Consider the following 18,739-nt stretch of genomic DNA (forward strand, 5'->3'; position numbering starts at 1 on the left):
CTAGCTTTTAGCGTCTAAGTTTTAGCTACTGGCGTTTCGTCTGAGCTTTTAACTGGGAGTGGTAACACGTTCTTCATCTTCTAACACACGCATTTTAATTGCCTCTGACAAACCTGAAAAACGCTTATCTCGCCGCTCTACCATTGCGCTAAATGTTGTGGTGTTCGCTATAACCAAACACCCATCTTTCGCCCGTGTTAGGCCAGTATAAACCAGCCCTCTATGAAACAAACCCGCTGCTTTTTCGCTTTCAGGCCTAGGCAGTAACAACACCACGTATTTAAACTCTGAGCCCTGGGATTTATGTATTGTCATTGCAAATACCGTTTCAAACGCAGGCACCCGAGATAACGAAATTGAACGTAGGCCGCCATCTTGAGTTTCAAACCAAGCCAATAGTTTACCGTTAGTATCAGGCCAGATAATTCCCACCTCACCGTTTGATAAGCGCTGTGGATGATTGTTTTTCACAATCATAATGGGTTGGCCTTGGTAGAAAAAACCTTCTCGGCGTTTAATATTGTGTTTGATTGCATCGAACACCAATATATTTAACCCCTCAACGCCCATGTCGCCTCTTCGAACTGGGGTTAACCATCGCACGCGATTGAGCAAACTAAGCGCTTCTTTGGCGCTTTGCGCTTTAAACACGGGTTCGTAGCTTTCTTGTGCCAGTTTTTTTAACGCACTGGTTGTAAACCGGCTTTCAGGTTGAATAAATACACCATCGTGTAGCCAGTGTTTTTTCTCGCTTGGGCTTTTGTCTACGGGAGCCTCTGAATGCATAGCATCAAGCGCCTGTTTACTTTTTCCGGCCTGGATAGCGCTAGCAACTTCAGCCACCTGCCCTTTAAATCGCTGAGGCGCTTGCAAGGTATGTACCCAGGTTTTGGCATTCTCGTTCACGGGCAGCAAAGGCAGATGTGGGCAAAGAGTTGCGATATGCTGGCGTAGCTCACTAGTGACTGCGCCTAGGCTATGACTATTGTCATGTATACCTGTTTCGGCAAATTCTGCTTCATCGCTATCGTGTACAAGTTGCTCAAGTACGTTACCTAGCTCTACAGCAGGCAGCTGATCGGCATCACCAATAAAATACAAACGAGCATGAGGCGGTAAAGCGCGAATAATTCTAGCCATTAGCGCCAAGTCAACCATGGACGCTTCATCCACAATAAGCACATCGAGCATAAGCGGGCTTTGCTGATTGTAGCGCGTAGCAATGGTGTGTTCCCGTAATCCTAATAACCTATGAAGCGTAACCGCATCAGTAGGTACACTGTTTAACAGGTTGTCATCAATTTTACCCCTTAAGGTTTCCAAATTACTCACGATAGATTCGGTCATGCGCTGCTGCGCTTTTCCGGTTGGCGCAGCCAGTACTACGCGCTCATTCTGGTTACATGCTTGCAGCGCTAATAGCAGCCTGAGTACGGTGTAGGTTTTCCCTGTGCCAGGGCCACCGTTAATAACACTAAATTGCTGCACTAAACTTTTCGCCACCGCGATTTGTTGCCAGTCTTGCTCATCAGTGGTGTTAGTTGGAAACATAGCTGGCCATAGCCCCTTAACCCGTGATAGACCGTCTTCGCTTAGCGCTGTTACATGCGTTCTATTTGCAATACTGGCAGCAATCTCTTGTTCAAAGTTATAGTAGCGGCGGCTGTACAATTTGCCTGATTGATAGACAAATAGCGGGAATAGCTTGTTATTCTTGTCACCTTTTTCACTGCCCAGTGCCTTTTTAATCACACTGATCATTTCGGTCAGGCCCGGAAATGCGTAGCCTAATTTGCGAGATGATGTATCTGTACTTGATCCTATAGGATCAGGTTCTGCTTGTGACTGAATAACAGTGCCGGGTTCAAGTTCGGGCTCGTTCTCTGGATTGCTCTCGAGCTCAACAAACAGACGAGTTCCTGCGATTTCAGTCAGTAACAAGCAACTGTGGCCGCTGCGCTGCATAAACGACAACGTCACCAGCAAATGTAACCAAATGACCTGCTCAGCGTCAGTTAGCCTTTCGCAATGCGCGAATTCCAGTGCGACAAAACGATCAATTGCTTCAATACCGAAAAGTTGTTCTAAATACTCGTTACTGTTTATCATAGGTCCAACTCCCCTTGTACTGCATCGGGTGACGGGCCATTTGAGGCTTGCTCGTCTAAAAGCTTTTCGCTTGAAGCTTCGTTATTTAAAGGCTTCTGGGCTGAGGGCTCTTCTGATGAAGCCTCGTCTTCTGAAATCACCGGGCCTAAAAACAAGTTATCTAAAGCCTGCAGCGTTACCGAATCTATGGGCGTGTAAAAGACGCCCTCCCCGTTCGTATTGCTTGGGTGCATGCCCCGTAAATACAAATAATACACGCCTCCAAAATGCGCTTCCGGCGTATAGTCAACGATGGCATTTTTAAGGTATCTGTGCAGTGCTAAGCAATAGATTAAATACTGTAAGTCGTACAAATGATGCTGATTATTGGCGTTTAATGCCTGAGGCATATAGTGCGATACGCTATCGCCCAGCCACGTAGATTTATAATCGGCAACATAGTACTTACCTTCATGGGTGAATATTAAGTCGATAAATCCGTGCATCATGCCTTCAAGAGCCGACATCATTAAAGACGGAACAGGCTCTGCTGGAAGAGCCTCTGATATCGATAAACTGGTATCAGATTCGCCACCGTTATCTAATGCAAGCTGCTTTGCCACAGACTTTCTATGCTCAAACAATATGTGTTTTAGTTCACTCCATTTACTGTCGTTCATTGGAAAATAAAACTCCGCTTCCCGAAGGGTTTGCCCCAGTGAAAGATCCGACAGGGTTAAATGACTTGGCGACTGGTTTGTACCCAGTGGCGTAGCCAGTACTTCGTCTAACCAGGTATATAAATCTTCAGTACGCGATGCTTCTAACCCAAATCTAACGGCAAGTTCAGCCCCATTTTCATTCCAATTGGGCGCTGAAAAATCGTTAAGCTCAAGTAAGTCATGCAGTAAATTACCGGCGCTCGCCCCTTTTTGTAAGGTAAAGCGTATTTGGTTCTCAGAAACAACCTCAACCGAGGTAACCGCAAAACCATCATCTGATGTTATCTCCTCGTCTCGCATTGTTTGCATAACAGGAATGCTGGGTACTGTTTGGCTAACCTCTTTTGCTGCTTGGCCTGCTGACATTACCGTCATGCGGCTAATGGCCGAGAAAGAATATAACCGCCAATCTTCGCTACTTGTCCCTTCAAAAGTTAACGTACTTAAGGGAACAACCACTTCTGTGCTGTCAAAGCTTGAATACTCATGCGCTAGCGAATCGGCACTAATGTGAGTGGCGTGAGCATCGGTTTCATTAGCAATGGCGTCTAGCATAGTGCCCCAATCACGGCCTTCATCGTCATTGATGTTAAGTGCATGGGCCAAGGCGCTTTTTTCATGCCCGTCTAATGGCAATACGCCCATATAACATCGATGGGCAGCTCGGGTAACGGCGACATAGGCTAATCGCATTTCCTCTGCGTCGCCCTCTTTGCGTACCCGTTCAATTGCCGTATTAGTGCGGCCCAATTGCAGCTGCAATTCTTGGCTCTGTTCATCGTAGTAAGTAAATATTTGCGAGTAAGACTTTCCGCTTTTCGCTGGATCACGGTAACCTGTAGCAAAGGGTACGAACACAATGGGATACTCTAGGCCCTTAGACCCATGCTGAGTCACCAAGCGTATTAACTGGCTGTCACTTTCAAGCCTAAGGGTCATTTCTTCATCGCTTTCAGGCTGATGAATTTGCTTGTGTAGCCAATCAAGTAACTGCTCTGGGCGCTGATGCGTTGCCCCCGCTTTTTCTAAGGTTTCCGCTAGATGCTGGTAATTAGTAAGCGCACGCTCTACTTCAGAACCATATGGCGTGTAATTCTCTTGCATCAGGTGCAGCAATACGCTCATACAGCCTTTTTGCAGCCACATATCACGTAGTGAGGTGACCTTGTCGTAAGCCTCATCCCATAGCGCATCGTCTTCGTGATACAACAAGTTAACGAGGGTTTGCGGAGTGTATCCCCATAAAGGTGAAGCCAAACTAGAGGCCACCTTGCTAGTATCAGTATTGTGCCACACGCCATTGAGTAATCGCAGTACATCTTTAGCCTCGGGGGTAGCAAATAAATTACTTCTATCGCTTAAATAAACGCAGGCTAACCCCTGTTGCTGTAATACATATTTAATTACCGAGGCTTCATTACGGTTTTTTACCAATATGGCAATATCGGCAGGTTTTACTGGCCTAGCGGGTTCCTTTTCATCTACAAAAGTCACCTCGTTAAACAAACGGTAAATCTCTTGCGCTATCCACTGCGCTAACCCACGACGCAGCGTATTCGCATCACTTTTTTCATCTAAACTAAAACTCACGTAATTCATTGCATCACGCTCAGCATTAGGATCGTGAAGTGGGTGCGTTGCTGCCGCGGCTTTGGGTGTAAATTCCACCGGATTATATTGAATATTAAAGCCAAACACATTTCTAGCGCTAGACTCTTTTGGAACTGACGCATGCGAGCTTGGTTCTTGTAGGTCGGGCTCTTGTAGCACAGGCGTTTGCGGAACCGGCGCGCCGTAAAACAACCGGTTATAGGCCTTCACCATGCCGGCCACCGAACGCCAGTTGGTGTTCATTACCCAGCGATAATCCGCCTGCTGCCCTGCTTTTAAATAAGTAAAAATGTCGCCGCCCCTAAAGCGATAAATCGCTTGTTTAGGGTCGCCAATCATGAGTAGCGCGTTGTCACTGTTTCGCTTGCCTGCTCTTGATTCAACGCCAGCATCTTTTTCGAAAGCTAAGCCGGGTTCGAAGCCCGTGTCTTCTGGAGCATTCACATCGACGACACTAGCGTCTGCGTTGGGGTAGACCGCATCTAAAATAGCGTATTGCTTGGCATCGGTATCTTGAAATTCATCAATTAAGGCAACGGGGAATTTCTTTCTAAGCTCGGGCACTAAGCTGTTATTAGGCTTAACCACTTCATCGGCGAGCATACGAATAAGGTCGTCAAAATCGATAACCCCAAGTTGCTGCTTTTGCGCCGCCACATTGGCTTTAATAAAACTAATAGCATCGTTAACCAGAGTAAAAACAGGAATTTTATCGAGGTTATCTTGCTTTTCTTTGCATGCCGCTAATATGGCATCGGCAAAGCCTTTAATCGGCGCAAGAATTTCTTTTACCCCAGACTTGTTTCGTCCAAACCGGCGGCCATCAAGAAACGCGGCGCCCTCTGGCGGTAACGGCTCATATTCAGCGCTTTCAAGCCAAGACTTGAGTGCAGCGAGTTCAGGCGTGCGCACGGCCTTATGATCAGGCTTTTTAAGTAATTGCTCATGTATAAGCGTTTCGTTATCCACAATATTATTAAAATGGAACGTAAACTGTGCGGGCGCAGTACTCTCGTTTTCGTGCAGGCTAGCGGTAAAAGCCTTCTCTATGGTTTCTTCATCTAACAAAACCGGTGTAAGCGCGCTTCTTACACTTGAAGAAAATTCATTTAATAGGCTGTCTGGCACATGCCAGCCTTGTTCAGCCAACAACATGAAGTCGGCTTCATTCTGCGAGACTTTTCTTATCCAATCTTGCGCCGCTTGCAAATAAAGGTCGCTAGTGTCTTTACTTAAGTTCAGCGCCATTGCAAAACCACTGTTAAACGCTAATTGCCCAATCACATGCTGGCAAAAGCCATGAATAGTAAAGACAGATGCATCATCGAGTTCAAGTTGCGCGGCTTTTAGCAGAGCCAAACTGTCTTTAGGTGAACAGGCCCGATATAAATGGGCATAAACAGGATCGGTACTGTTTAATAGCGCAGCTAAGTCAGTGTTTTCATTTAAACCGAGAGCGCTATTGTCATTCTCATCAGTTGTACTGCTAACACTTGTATCAGAGTCATCGACTTCCAAACACGCTTCCCAAAACGCGGAGGCTTCTCGTAGCGTTTTGGCCACACGGCCTTTAATTTCTTCGGTGGCCGCTTTGGTGAAGGTCATCACCAAAATCTCTTTTACGTTAAGTTTTTTCTCTAACAATAAGCGTAAGTATAAACGAGTGATGTTATAGGTTTTACCCGTGCCCGCACTGGCTTCAATTAAATGCCGTCCTTTTAATGGCATGGCTGGCACGTTTAGCAATTGGGCTTCTTTTGTGGACGAGGCTCTTGTAGACAAAGCACTTGTGGATGCTTCACGGTTAGAAAAGCTCATAACTGCTCCTCTGATGAAATGTTGACGACCAAAGCAAACACTAAAAATGCGTGTGTGGCTGGCACATCTTCCCAACTCACGCCATCAGGAAATAACCATTTAACATAAGGGTTACTCGCGATATCAGCGGTAAATTGCCCCGATGACTGTAGCCAATTTTTAAGTATGCGCTGGGCATCATCACTGGCAAAAAATGCGCGTATATCAGGTATGAGCGACTTGCTGAGTTCCTCTGTGTTTTCGGTATCAACACTACCTTGTTCACCAATATCTTCTATACCTTGTATACCGTGGGCCTCAAGGCTAGCAAGAAATGTGGGTAAGGTGACTTTGTTTGCCAAAAGGGTGCCAGGTGATTTCTTAGTACCACTTACAACAGAACTCATTAATGAGCTATACACGGGCGTTGGGGCGCTTAATATGCCAACGAATAATGATTCAATACTTAACAAAATTTGGCGGGCAGTGTTTTTGTCCACTGCTGGAAACGTGCGCTTCATTAACTTGGTTTCACCTTTTACCCAATCGCAGTAAAAGATATCTAGCGGGTATTGAGTGTGGGGTGTTACTTCATCGCTTGCGCTAAACACCAGCTGGGTCATAAAGTACCCTAAGGCTCTTATATCATTCACCTTACCTGCGCACGGCTGCATTAGGCTGTTTCCGCCTTCAAGCGCACTGGCAGTAAAGGTAAAGTGGTTGCCTGCAAATTGCGATCGTTTAGGTTCGGCGTCATGGGGGCCCATCGCTTGGGTAAGGGCTACCGCGCTTTCCTTCCACAGCTCTAGCTCCTCTTGAGCCACAGGGTTATTGGGAATATCACCACGAAGCGCGGCGAATTGCACTACTCTATCGCTGTGCTGAAGGGTTGCCGCATTCGCATCATCAAATGAAGCACTGGAAGAAAACATAGCATCGAGTACTTGGTATCGCACTAGCGCATTTGTTTCAAAAGGTTCGCTATTGTCTAACAAGGTGAATGACTGGGATAAGTTTACCCCTAATCGCTGCTGCGAAAAGAACGCTAGTGGATCGCGAAACGCGCGTGCCACCTGCATACACTGAAAGCTGGTATTTTCAGGAGTGCTGTCTACCGCCAAAGGCGTGAGTGAACTTTCTATTTCAGGGCTTTCTATTTCAGGGCTTTCGGTTTCGGCGGCAGTCGAAACAGCATCACGTAGTGATTGGGCTAAGCGCAACCAGCCCGTTTCATAGCTAGGAAGTGTGCCGGTAAACGCACTTTCACTGAACGGGTGCAATGGCGCATGTTTTAAATAATGGCCAATATTTACCTGATAGCCCGTATCTAACATATCCAGAAATTCGCCCAATACTAAGCTAGGCTGACGCTCACTGTTATTTTTTACATCGTTACCTTGGTAGCTTAAATACAGGCTTTCTCTGGCCGAAATAATCGCTTCTAAAAACAGATAACGGTCTTCTAAACGACGGGAACGGTCGCCTACTCTTCTATCAGGCCCCGCCATTAAATCGAGGCCTAACGGTGTAGACTTACGAGGAAACTCGCTATCGTTAAGCCCTAATATGCACACTTTTTTAAACGGGATACTACGCATAGGCAGCATAGAACACACCGTGACTTGCCCCGTCATAAAGTGGTTACCTGCATCGGGAGACGAGAAACGACTTAGCAGTAATTCCCTCACCTGACGTAAACTTAAATCGTAGGTATAACCTGCTTCTTCACATCGAGCAGCCAAATCAGCGGCTACCTTAGCAATAAGATCCCAGCTGTGCTCTTGCTCTTTGGTTGGGGTAAAGCAGGTATCACGCAGTGCTAATAAATCGGCACCCCACGCATTCGGGCTTCGCGGGGTATTAAGCTCAGTAGCAAATCTGCCAAGCAGCTCGATAACATGGATAAGCTTACCTAGAGTTACCGTCGACTGCCCCTCCACATCGGGAATGGTCAGCATGTCATCGATAATACCTTCGCTATCAGGCGCTAACATACCTAACAATAAACGCCTAATTCCCCACCACCAGCTGTAAGTGTTTTCATGGGTGGCCCCTGCCGATACATTGGCTTTGTGGCTGCCGTCTAACCCCCAGTGAATATGAGCTTGCTTAAGCCATACTGTCATTTGGTCAATATCATCTTGCGCAATACTAAAGCGCTTTTGTACCGCATCTAGTTGCAAGTAATCGACAATATCTGATACACCAAAACGGCTATCTGGCAAATGAAGGAGTGTCATGTAAGCAGCAATAAGAGGCTCTGCATCCATTGGGCTTCTATCGGCAATAGAACATGGCAAGCGCACTGGTCCATTGCCCCCTAGCGGTTTGGTTCCCACACGATGAAATACCGTGTCTACAAATGGGGCGTAGTTTTCTATCGCGGGGCACATCACCAGCACATCAGATGGCGTTCGTGAAGTGTCTTGCGATAACCAGTGCAGTAAATGATCGTGCAGCACCTGTACTTCACGTAGCGCTGAATGGGTACACATAATGGTGACACTGTCATCAGTGTTTTCACAGGCGTCTGCTTCTGTGCTTTTTATACTTGCGAAAGGCGTTGCCGGTAACGCTTCCAATATATCGTTATGAATTTGGTTCAGTAATAAGATTTCACCGCTTTCACTATCAGCTGGAATGGGGGCATCGAAGGCACTGACTTCAAACGTATCTAAATCGGTGAGCAAATTAAAAAGCTCTCTGCCCTGCTGGCCCAAATTACCTAATAACGGGTTACTTTGATCCGTCTGCATCCATTTCTCTAGCCCGTCCATGCGTAGCTGCCTTGCGAGTTCGCTATCGCTTTTCGCATCGCCCCAGTAATTAACACTGGGGTTCAAATGAAAAATATGAATATCGATGTGCGCCGCTAGCGCATCGAAAAAGGCAATCAACTGCGGCGCCATGGTGTTAATAGCAAACACCACAATACGGTTGGGTAATTCGCTAACGCCGCTTTCAAGATGACCGTCGTTATTTAACGCGGTAAGGGTAAGTTGGTGCAGCCTTGCGGGGTGCAAAGGTTCTTGCTTGGCTAGATGACGCCATATTTCACTTTGCCAAATTTCAGACTCATCATTCGTTTTGCGCTGGTTTTCTTCCCACGCAAACAACCAATCTGGGCGATATAATAAGTACTGCTCGAATACATCGGCTAATGCGGTTGCCAATTGCAATCGCTGTACGCCCTGCTCTTGCTCACTTCCCGCTTGTAACCAGTATTTATTAACCTGCTCAAACGCTGTTGTAGATTGTAGAGATGGTTCCTGTAAAAGTGCATCAATGCGCCATGCAAGCACTTCTCGTCGGTAAGGCGACTGCTTAGGTACTTTATCTTTACCCAACACTAACCTTGCCGTGTTCCACATAAAGCGAACCGGTAAAGGAAAATCAAGGTTCATCGCCACGCCTTGCTCTTTAGCAAGTTGCATACTTACCCAATGCTGCATGCCTGGGCTTTCTACCAGTATGGTTTCAGGGGTAAAAACGCCATTAGGTTGATGCTTGATTAGCGTAGTAAGAAGGAAGCTGAGGTGTTCAAGTTTGTTCGATGGATAAAGCGCGAGCAATCGGAAAATCCTTTGTCGTATTCAGCGGGCGTTATGATATTGAGTGTATCGTAATTCAATGAAGAGGTAAGCTGAATTTAAACAGATTTAAGCGATATTATTAAAGGAAAGCGTTTAGTTGATGACTACTAGGAAGAGACAATAAAAAGAAAAAAACCCATACAGGCCTCAGGACACGAAAAACCTGTATGGGTAAGGTTTACGGGTTACCCAGTAGCAACGTGAATAAGCGTTGCCTGGCGCTCATTCACGTTAGCGCTACTGCATAACACAGTTAACAAAAATGATTTTGCAGGTTAAGTGCCAACTTTTAATTCAAATAAAATCAACAACTTAATTAAACCTGTGTTTTATATAAGTCTTTCCTTAGGTTACTAATGGTGCAGGTGCACCATTTATGCACCATGAATTCAGCCCGTGTTTCGGACTAAACCTGCAACAGCATTACCTTAAATAAGTCATCAATAAACATTCACTGACTCTTCGCATTGCAGTACAATTTCCTCAATTAGAAATTAGGCTTACCGCAACGTAACGCTTAATTTGATAAAGACATCGTTTTAGGAATAATAATGCTTACACAACAACAACTTGCCACCATGCTCGCACTACAAGACAAAATGAACACAAAAGTTAATCCCGATTGGATTAATGCAGGCTACGGTTATTTGCGAGCCGCTATGGTGGAATCTGTTGAAGCGATTGAACACCACGGCTGGAAATGGTGGAAAGCACAGCAAAAAGATTTGCCACAACTGCAAATGGAATTGGTCGATATTTGGCACTTCGCGCTATCTGCGTGCATCATCGATTCTGAAGGTGAAGTCAGTACTGCTGCTGAAAGCATTGCCGCACAATTAGCTTTAGGTGATGTAACCGTTACTTTCGACGGTAGAGACTACCAACCAAAACAGCAATCGCTGTTAGACAACTTAGAATTGATGACAGGGCTTTGTGCCGCTAAACGTTTTAGTGTGCCGCTTTTCATGGAAATTGTTGAGCAGTGCGATATGCATGCCGACGAACTTTATCGTCAATACGTGGGCAAAAACGTTCTAAACTTTTTCCGTCAAGATAACGGTTATAAAGAAGGCACCTACAAAAAAGAATGGCAAGGACGTGAAGATAACGAACATTTGGTTGAAGTCATGAATGACTTAAACCTATCAGACGCTAGTTTCAGTGACAACGTGTATAAAGGGCTTCAGGCAAGATACACAGCCTAATTTAACTGACATTGGGCTATTCGCTTTTACCTAGCTGCACTTACAAAAAAGCCGAGCATAATAATATGCTCGGCTTTATCATTATTTACGCTACTAACTTATTGAGTTAAGCATCTACCCATACTAATTTTTCTTTGTATTCACCTTGAATTACACCGTCAAAACGCTCTTCAAGCACATGGCGTTTCACTTTAAGCGTTGGCGTAAGCAAGTCGTTCTCAATACTCCACTCATTTTTCATGATAACCACACGATCCATCACTTGGTGGCTTTCCAGCTTCGCATTGATATGTTCGAAAGTCTTTTTAAGACTAGCTTCAACACTGGGCTTATCATGCTTTTGCGCATCTTCACTTAGCACCAACAAAGCCACAGGTTGAGGAAGATTATTCCCCGTTACACAAACCTGTTCTACGATTGGGTTTTCCATGAATTTAGCTTCAATAGGCGCTGGTGCGACGTATTTACCCTTAGCTGTTTTGAAAATATCTTTCAATCGGCCGGTGATCTTAACGTAACCGTCTGCATCAATAACACCTTTATCGCCCGTGCGAAGGTACTTATCTTCAGTGAAAACTTCTGCTGTTTTATCTGGCTCAAGATAGTATTCCAGCATGTTACATGGCGCTTTAACTTGAATCTCGCCTTCTTCTGAAATGCGAACATCTACGCCCTGATAAGCTTTACCGATACAACCAATTTTGTCGTGGCGGAAAGGCACGCTACTCGTACCGTAGGCACTGTTTTCCGTCATACCCCAACCTTCTGAGATATAAACACCAATTTTAGCAAACCACTCAATAACAGCAGGTGCTAACGGCGCTGAACCACTGGCCCATAGACGTGCGCTGTCGATACCAATACCTTTACGTACTTTCTTCGCCACCAACTTATTGATAATAGGAATTTTCAGTAAAGTATCGAGTTTCTTCTGTGGCATTTTAGCCAGTACGCCCATCTGGAACTTAGTCCAAAGACGAGGCACAGAAATAAACAGAGTAGGCTCACAATGAAGCACATCACGTTGGAACGACGATAGCGTTTCGACAAAGTGAATTTTGCCGCCACTGTAATAGCTTGCTAGTTCAACGAGAACGCGCTCGGTAATATGCGCGAGAGGAAGATAGCTTAAAATCCTGTCGCTACTGTCAACGCTAAGTTGCTCTAACGATTGCTGTGCGGCCCAACAAATAGTGTAGTAACTATGTACTACCCCTTTCGGTTGCCCAGTACTACCCGACGTATAAATAATTGTCATGATGCTGTTCATATCTTGAACAGGCGAATCGTCTATGGGCGAACAATCGATAAACTCTTTCCATTGCTGTTTGGTATCAATATTCGGATATGGAAAGGCAACCGTATTATATTCAGCTGGAATTGACGCTACTTGCTCTGCAGTATTGTCTAACTTACCTACGAATAATAATTGAACGTCTGCGTGTTTGAGAACGTATTGTACCGTGTCAGGTCCGGCAGTAGAGAAAATCGGCACTGAGATGTGCCCTGCCATCATTATACCTAAATCGGCAATAAACCATTCGGCGCAGTTTTTCGAGAAAATACCGATACGGCTGCCTGCAGGCAATGCCATTTCTTCAAGTCGTTTCGCTACGCGGCGAGCAAGGTTACCCACTTGCTTCCACGTATAATCTTGATATTCACCATTAACAGGCTGAGTAAGGAAAACGTCGTCCCCACTGGTTTGCTCCCAGTGGTACAACATACTTAATGGCGATTTAATCACTTCAGTGCTGTTTGCGTTTGCTGTCATGTCTAGCGGCATAGGTCACTCATATGTTGTTATAATGTAGCTTATTTTTACAATCATTTCACAGATCTCTAATAAGCCTTATTTTCAGATGAATAACAAGCTTTTTAAACGGACGTTTACATTTCATGCGATGAATGACGTGGCGTAGCGCCTGCAATTTAGATTTCTTATAGTTTAGACTTAACTTCTATGATGATCTAATACGCGTTAATTTTAAGCAAATACCTATTAGTCCACCATTTTAGAAGATAACGGCGCACTTAAATTAGTACGCTTCATTCACCATTGCTTAAACAGATAGGAGGAAAGTTCACCGTTTGGCATAGGTTTAGCGTAAAAGTAGCCTTGATGTAATACACATCCTTTTTCAGACAAGCTCAACGCCTGCTCTTCGGTTTCTACGCCCTCAGCAACACTCAACATATTTAAGCTGCTAGCAAGGGTTATCGTGGTCGTTACCAAAGCATCGTTAGCATTGCCTGGTGCCATATCGTTAACGAAGCTTTTATCAATTTTAAGTACCGATAGCGGGTAACGCTTAAGATAACTTAGTGAAGAGTACCCAGTGCCAAAATCATCTAATGCTAAAATGAATCCTGCATCAACGAAGCGCTCGATTTGACGCAGTGCATTGTCGCTATCATCCATCAATACACCTTCCGTGATTTCAAAACGAAACGCTTCTTTTGGCAGATTGAATTCTTCTAATAAGGAAAAAACACCGTCTAAATCAAACTCGGTTTTAAAATGAAGGGCAGATAAATTGATTGAGACAAACCCTCTAAAGCCTTCTTCATACCAAATAGCTAAATCTTCGGCAGCCCTACGCATGGCAGCCCGAGTCACCTCAATGATATACCTTAGCTCTTCTAGAACGGGAATAAATACGTCTGGGTAAATAGGGTTACCATCTAGCTCACCACGCAATAACAACTCAACCCCGATGGTGGTTTTGTCGTGAGTATTAATAATGGGCTGATAGTGATTAAAGAAACTTTTTTCTGAATAAGCCCGCTTTATCAAGTTTTCTGTAATGAGCCTATGTTTCGCTCTGTCGTTCATGTCTTTTGTGAAGTATGTGAAACCACTCAGGGTGTCTTTCTTTGCAGAATACATGGCCACGTCGGCTTGTTTGATAAGCTCGGCGGGCTCTGTGGCATCGTCGGGGTAAAAGGCAATACCCACACTGCATGATACCCGAAGCACTTCGTTAGCCAGCGAAATAGGGGTTTCAACCGACTCGATTAACTGCGCCACAAAAGAAGTAAGCCCATCGGTGGTTTCCATATCTTCAATAACAATCACAAACTCGTCGCCGCCCAATCGCGCTACGGTACCTGCATCAGAGGCTAGATTACGCATCCGATTTGCCACCACTTTAAGTAGCTTATCGCCATAATCATGGCCAAGTGAGTCGTTAATACCTTTAAAGCGGTCCAGATCAACAAACAATACTGCTACATGAGTGTTTTGTTGACGCGCGCCTGCAATGGCATGTTCTAATCTGTCCAGCAGCAAACTGCGATTAACTAACCCTGTTAAACCATCATAATTAGCTAATTTGAGCAGTTTCCGTTCCGCATTTTTTTGTTCAGTAATGTCCGATACTACTAGCAAATAATGGTCAGCTTCGTTGCTTTTTTCACTTCCTTTAACGGCACTAATATCTATAAGTACGTCGTACTGCTTAGTGTCAGCGCCCTCAATAATTGCTTCGTCCTTCCAGAACTCTCCCCCTTTGAGATCACTGAGCTTGCCAGATAGCTGCCATTCCAATGTAGGGTAACGAGTGAAAAGCCTGTCAATCTGCTTTGCTAACGATTCTTTGGCGTTAAAATCAAATACGTTTTCAAATGCGGGGTTTGCAGCTACAGGCACTTTATTTTTATCAAAAATAAGCACCCAGTCGCGGGTTTGGCGAAACGCATCGTTGAAAAGTAACGCTTGCTGCTGCGCTTTTTGGAGTCGATGTAAATGACGCTGACGTGAAACCACGTACGCAATAATCATCAGTAGTATCAAGGTGAAATACATTGCATAGGCAAAGGGCGAGCGCCACGGGACATAAGGCATATCAAACGTTAACGTGGCGGGTAAAACGGTATATTCTACACTGCTGGCAAGAGGGCCTACGGTAAAGTGATAACGGCCTGGCTCTAAGTTAGTTAAGGTAATTTTATCGTCTTCAGACACGCCATCACTAACCACTTGTTTGTTGCGCAATAAGGTGTAGTGATACTTGGCTTTACCTACTCCATTCATCGACAAGGATGAAAAATGGATAGTCATTCCGTAGTCTTGATAATCTAAACTGATATTCTGCCCGTTTAGATTGCCTAATGGGAGCATAAGCTCACGTGAATCGACACTCACATCAGTAATTGCTGTTTGTCTGGAAACGAGGTTCGAATTGCTGCCAATTTGTTTGAGCAACGCGGGAGAGAAAACCACAACACCTGATGTTGAGCCGTAAGCGAGACGCCCATCAATAAGTTCAAGTGATGCCCCTTGATTAAACTCCGACACTGATAATTCTCGGCCGTAAATAAAGTTTTGTACTTGCGCTGAGGCTGGCGAATATCGGTGCAGTCCGGAATGCGAACTAAACCAAATATCCCCGTTACTGTCTTTTTGTAAGCCGTAAACGATGTTGGAGAGCAGCAAGTTACTTTCGTTTAATTTATAAAGCGGTTCAAAGGTATCGGCATCTACACCGAATAACCCATAACCACTAAAAGCTAGCCACAATACACCGGTATTATCGATAACCCACGACGTTATCGAACGCTCGTTAGCGCGTTGTTTTTCTGAAAAGCGATATACCAACTCATGCTCTAAGGTATTGGGGTCGACCAACCATAGACCGCCAACCATGGCGAGAAACAGACGGTTATCGTGATAAGGAGAGGCACCTAAAAAGCCAATGGAAAAATTAATATCGAAGATATCCTCGTCCAAATCGATTATATCTAATTTTTCCGCTTCTAAGTTGTAGCGGTAGTAATGATTACCGACAAAATATAAGTCGCCGTCAGCGCCTATAGTAATACTTGAATTCCACGCATTGAACACATCGCTATCAAACGATGATTGCAATGGTGGTATGGATAATTTTCCTGTACTGGGGTCGAACAACCGGATCCCCATGTAAGTTTGCACAAACAACCTGCCATCGCCTGTGGGAACTAACTTTTCAATTAGCCATTCTCTTTCGGCCACAAATTCACTATCAGAGGTAATGAATTGTTCCGATGTGCGCGCTTTGAGGTTGAATCGATTCAACCCGTTTTCGGTACCAATCCATAACACGTCTTTATCGGTTTGGGTTAGAGACCAAACCACACTATCACTTAGGGTGGTACTCTTGTCATTTCGGTTGTTTTGAATAGCATAAATTTCGGCGCTTTTTACGCCAAAATACAATGCCCCCGCGTAAACCGAACTTAACCATAAATTACCGGCATAATCGGTTTCAATATCAACAATGCGTTTGTTAGAGAGCTCGGTTCTGCCGTTATGAGGCTCAAGGATGTGTTCACTTAGCCACTTGTTTTGACTAAGTTGTAATTCAAATAGACCTTCGTTGGTGCCAAACCAAAATGCGTTGTCGTCACGCTGTTCCATCGTCCAGATATTGCGGCTTCTGACTATTTGCCGGAACCCCGAGGGCTTATCGCTACCCACATGAGACAATAATTCAACTTTCGTGGTTTGAAATAGCCCATTAACCGTACCTACCCAAATCCTACCTTCCGTGTCGTGCATCAGAAATTTAGTGTTTAGGTTATCAACATCGGGCTCAACGCCACTCAGGTAATTAACGGAAATGGTTTTTGCATCAGCGTTGGATAAATCGAGCGCATCTAATCCATCACTGGTGGCCAGTAATAGCCAGCCGTCTACAACGATAATATCTCGAATGAAATGCCGTTGTGCAATGAGTTCGTCACTTAGTGTGAAAACCGTCTCGTAAGACATGGTGTGAGTATCAAAACGGACAACTTGTTCAGGCATGGCAATAAACAAGGTAGCTTCATCTTGCCAATAAAACTGACTCACATCCTGAAACCAATCTTCTTGGGTTGAAAACGGTAATGCCACTTGTTTGGTGATAGCTTGGGTGCTGAAATCAAGGCGGTAAACACCCGATGCGTATGTGCTTATCCACAGTGCTTTGTCAGTTTCTAAGCTAATTTTGTTTATTGAAGCATTGACGAAAAGGTCGTTGGGACCCTTTATAATTTTTGTTCTTACGCCGTCCCATCGCGCCACGCCGCCATCAGTGGCTATCCATACAAAGCCATCTTTATCTATCGCAATATCGTTCACAACATCTTGTGGAAGCCCATTTTTAGTGGACAGCGATTGGAATACTGGATTTGAAAGACGGGGAGACTCAGCGTAGCTAACAGTGCTAACGAAACAAACAGCAAATAAAACTGAGATTAGGTACCAGCGCATGACAACTCGTATGAATGAATCGTTATTATTATTTTTTATAGTGTATCAGAATGTTTGAGTAAATTGCAGCCAGTACCATTAAGTTACTGAGTCGCGCTTGCGTTAAACTTTATTAAACTTGTTGAACAGGAATTCGCCCAGTATTAATAACTTGCCGTCGAATGCTTGGTTGAGGCGCTAGCCGATACAAGTCACCGTTTTGCCCCACATAGTGTTTTTTTACACCACATTCTTTAGCAATCATGGCGTGAGCTTTAAGGTGCACCTCTTCGCCATGCACAGGAATAGCAATTTGAGGTTTTACCCAGTGATACATGAGTTTGAGTTCTTCGGCGCATGGGTGTCCGCTTGCATGAATGGGCAGTTGGCTATCTTCGCTCATTATAACCTTAACGCCTCTAGCACTAAGCACACTGTTTACTCGCTTAATACTGTCTTCGTTACCCGGTATGGCAATAGCGGAATAAATAACAGTGTCCCCTTTGTCTAGCTGCAAATGAGGGTGACTGTCATTAGCCATGCGAGAAAGGGCGGTATTTTTCTCTCCCTGACTACCAGTTGCCACGCCGAGCACTTCATTTGGTGGCAAGTAGCCTAAATGAAACGCATCTGCCACGGGCAAGTCTACAGGCCAAATTCCTTGTTGGCGGGCAATGCTGTACATATTGATAAGTGAGCGCCCGTACAAAGCAATATAACGCCCGGTTTTTTGGGCCACCCTAGCAAGGGTAATTAATCGCGCGATATTACTGCCAAAGCACGTCACAACGACCCTGCCCTGCAGTGGTTTAACTGTGCTTAACAAACCGTCGTAGCAATTGCGTTCAGAGATAGAAAAACCTGGTTTTGTTGCGTTGGTAGAATCTCCAACCATAGCAAGAATGTTTTCATCTCCTAGTGCGCGATAGGTATTACTGTCAAAAGGCTTACCGGTAATTGGCTGCGCATCAATTTTCCAGTCGGCAGTATGTAAAACCGTGCCCGCTGACGTGGCTATTTTTAACGCATAAGGTTCGGGCAGCGAGTGGGTTACCGACAACCAGCTCACATCAAAGGGTCCTAATGTCAGCGTTTGCTCAGAGGCTATCTCTACTATGGGTACTTTATTAACTAATTTGGTTTGCGCAAGTTTACGACGTAATACTTCGGCAGTAAAAGAAGTGGTATAGATGGGGCACTGAAAACGCGCCCATAAATACGGCAATGCGCCTACATGGTCTTCATGCGCATGGGTGATAACAATGCCGGCAATATTTTCCTTTTGCGCCGCAATGAAGGTGGGATCTGGCGCCACCACCCTGTGATGGGTTTGCTTGGTTGTGCCAGTATAGCGATAAGGAGGTATAAGCGGTTCATCGAACGACACGCCACAATCTACCATCAACCACTTGCCATCATGCCCATACAGGTTCAGGTTCATGCCTATTTCCCCAGTTCCCCCTAACGGCAAAAACCAAAGCTCCTCTTTTTTCGGCGTTATCAAACCTT

Annotated in this window: 7 protein-coding genes; 1 reads left to right on the forward strand and 6 read right to left on the reverse strand. The window is 44.9% G+C overall.

From position 1 onward, the window contains the following. Positions 1 to 48: 48 nt before the first annotated feature. From recD to recC, 3 genes are read right to left on the reverse strand one after another with little or no spacing between them, the layout of a single operon-like run. The gene (recD, locus tag J8L84_RS14475; RefSeq protein WP_211071307.1) at positions 49 to 2,109 is read right to left on the reverse strand and encodes an exodeoxyribonuclease V subunit alpha; all 2,061 of its coding nucleotides are present in this window, start codon (positions 2,107 to 2,109) and stop codon (positions 49 to 51) included. Continuing rightward, the gene (recB, locus tag J8L84_RS14480; RefSeq protein WP_211071308.1) at positions 2,106 to 6,239 is read right to left on the reverse strand and encodes an exodeoxyribonuclease V subunit beta; all 4,134 of its coding nucleotides are present in this window, start codon (positions 6,237 to 6,239) and stop codon (positions 2,106 to 2,108) included. Before recB ends, recD begins: the two co-directional genes overlap by 4 nt. Then, a complete protein-coding gene (gene recC, locus J8L84_RS14485; protein WP_211071309.1) occupies positions 6,236 to 9,790 on the reverse strand; it encodes an exodeoxyribonuclease V subunit gamma in 3,555 nt (1,184 codons plus the stop codon). Before recC ends, recB begins: the two co-directional genes overlap by 4 nt. Before the next feature lie 572 nt (positions 9,791 to 10,362). On the opposite strand from recC, the gene J8L84_RS14490 reads away from it, so the two are divergent. Then, entirely contained in the window at positions 10,363 to 11,016 is a 654-nt protein-coding gene (locus tag J8L84_RS14490) for a dUTP diphosphatase (protein ID WP_211071310.1), read from the forward strand. A gap of 106 nt (positions 11,017 to 11,122) precedes the next feature. On the opposite strand, the gene J8L84_RS14495 is transcribed toward J8L84_RS14490, so the two are convergent. From J8L84_RS14495 to J8L84_RS14505, 3 genes are all read right to left on the reverse strand, one after another. Next, positions 11,123 to 12,802 carry an AMP-binding protein gene (locus tag J8L84_RS14495; protein ID WP_211071311.1) on the reverse strand — a complete coding sequence of 560 codons (1,680 nt, stop codon included), beginning with the start codon at positions 12,800 to 12,802 and terminating at the stop codon, positions 11,123 to 11,125. A 267-nt stretch (positions 12,803 to 13,069) separates the two neighbouring features. Beyond that, positions 13,070 to 17,251 carry an EAL domain-containing protein gene (locus tag J8L84_RS14500; RefSeq protein ID WP_211071312.1) on the reverse strand — a complete coding sequence of 1,394 codons (4,182 nt, stop codon included), beginning with the start codon at positions 17,249 to 17,251 and terminating at the stop codon, positions 13,070 to 13,072. Positions 17,252 to 17,363: 112 nt separating this feature from the next. Continuing rightward, positions 17,364 to 18,734 (reverse strand): ribonuclease J, encoded by a 1,371-nt coding sequence (locus J8L84_RS14505; RefSeq protein ID WP_211071313.1) that lies wholly within the window; start codon positions 18,732 to 18,734, stop codon positions 17,364 to 17,366. Positions 18,735 to 18,739 lie beyond the last annotated feature (5 nt).

It is taken from the genome of Alteromonas sp. MMG017 (assembly GCF_018100795.1).
Taxonomy (GTDB): Bacteria; Pseudomonadota; Gammaproteobacteria; order Enterobacterales; family Alteromonadaceae; genus Alteromonas.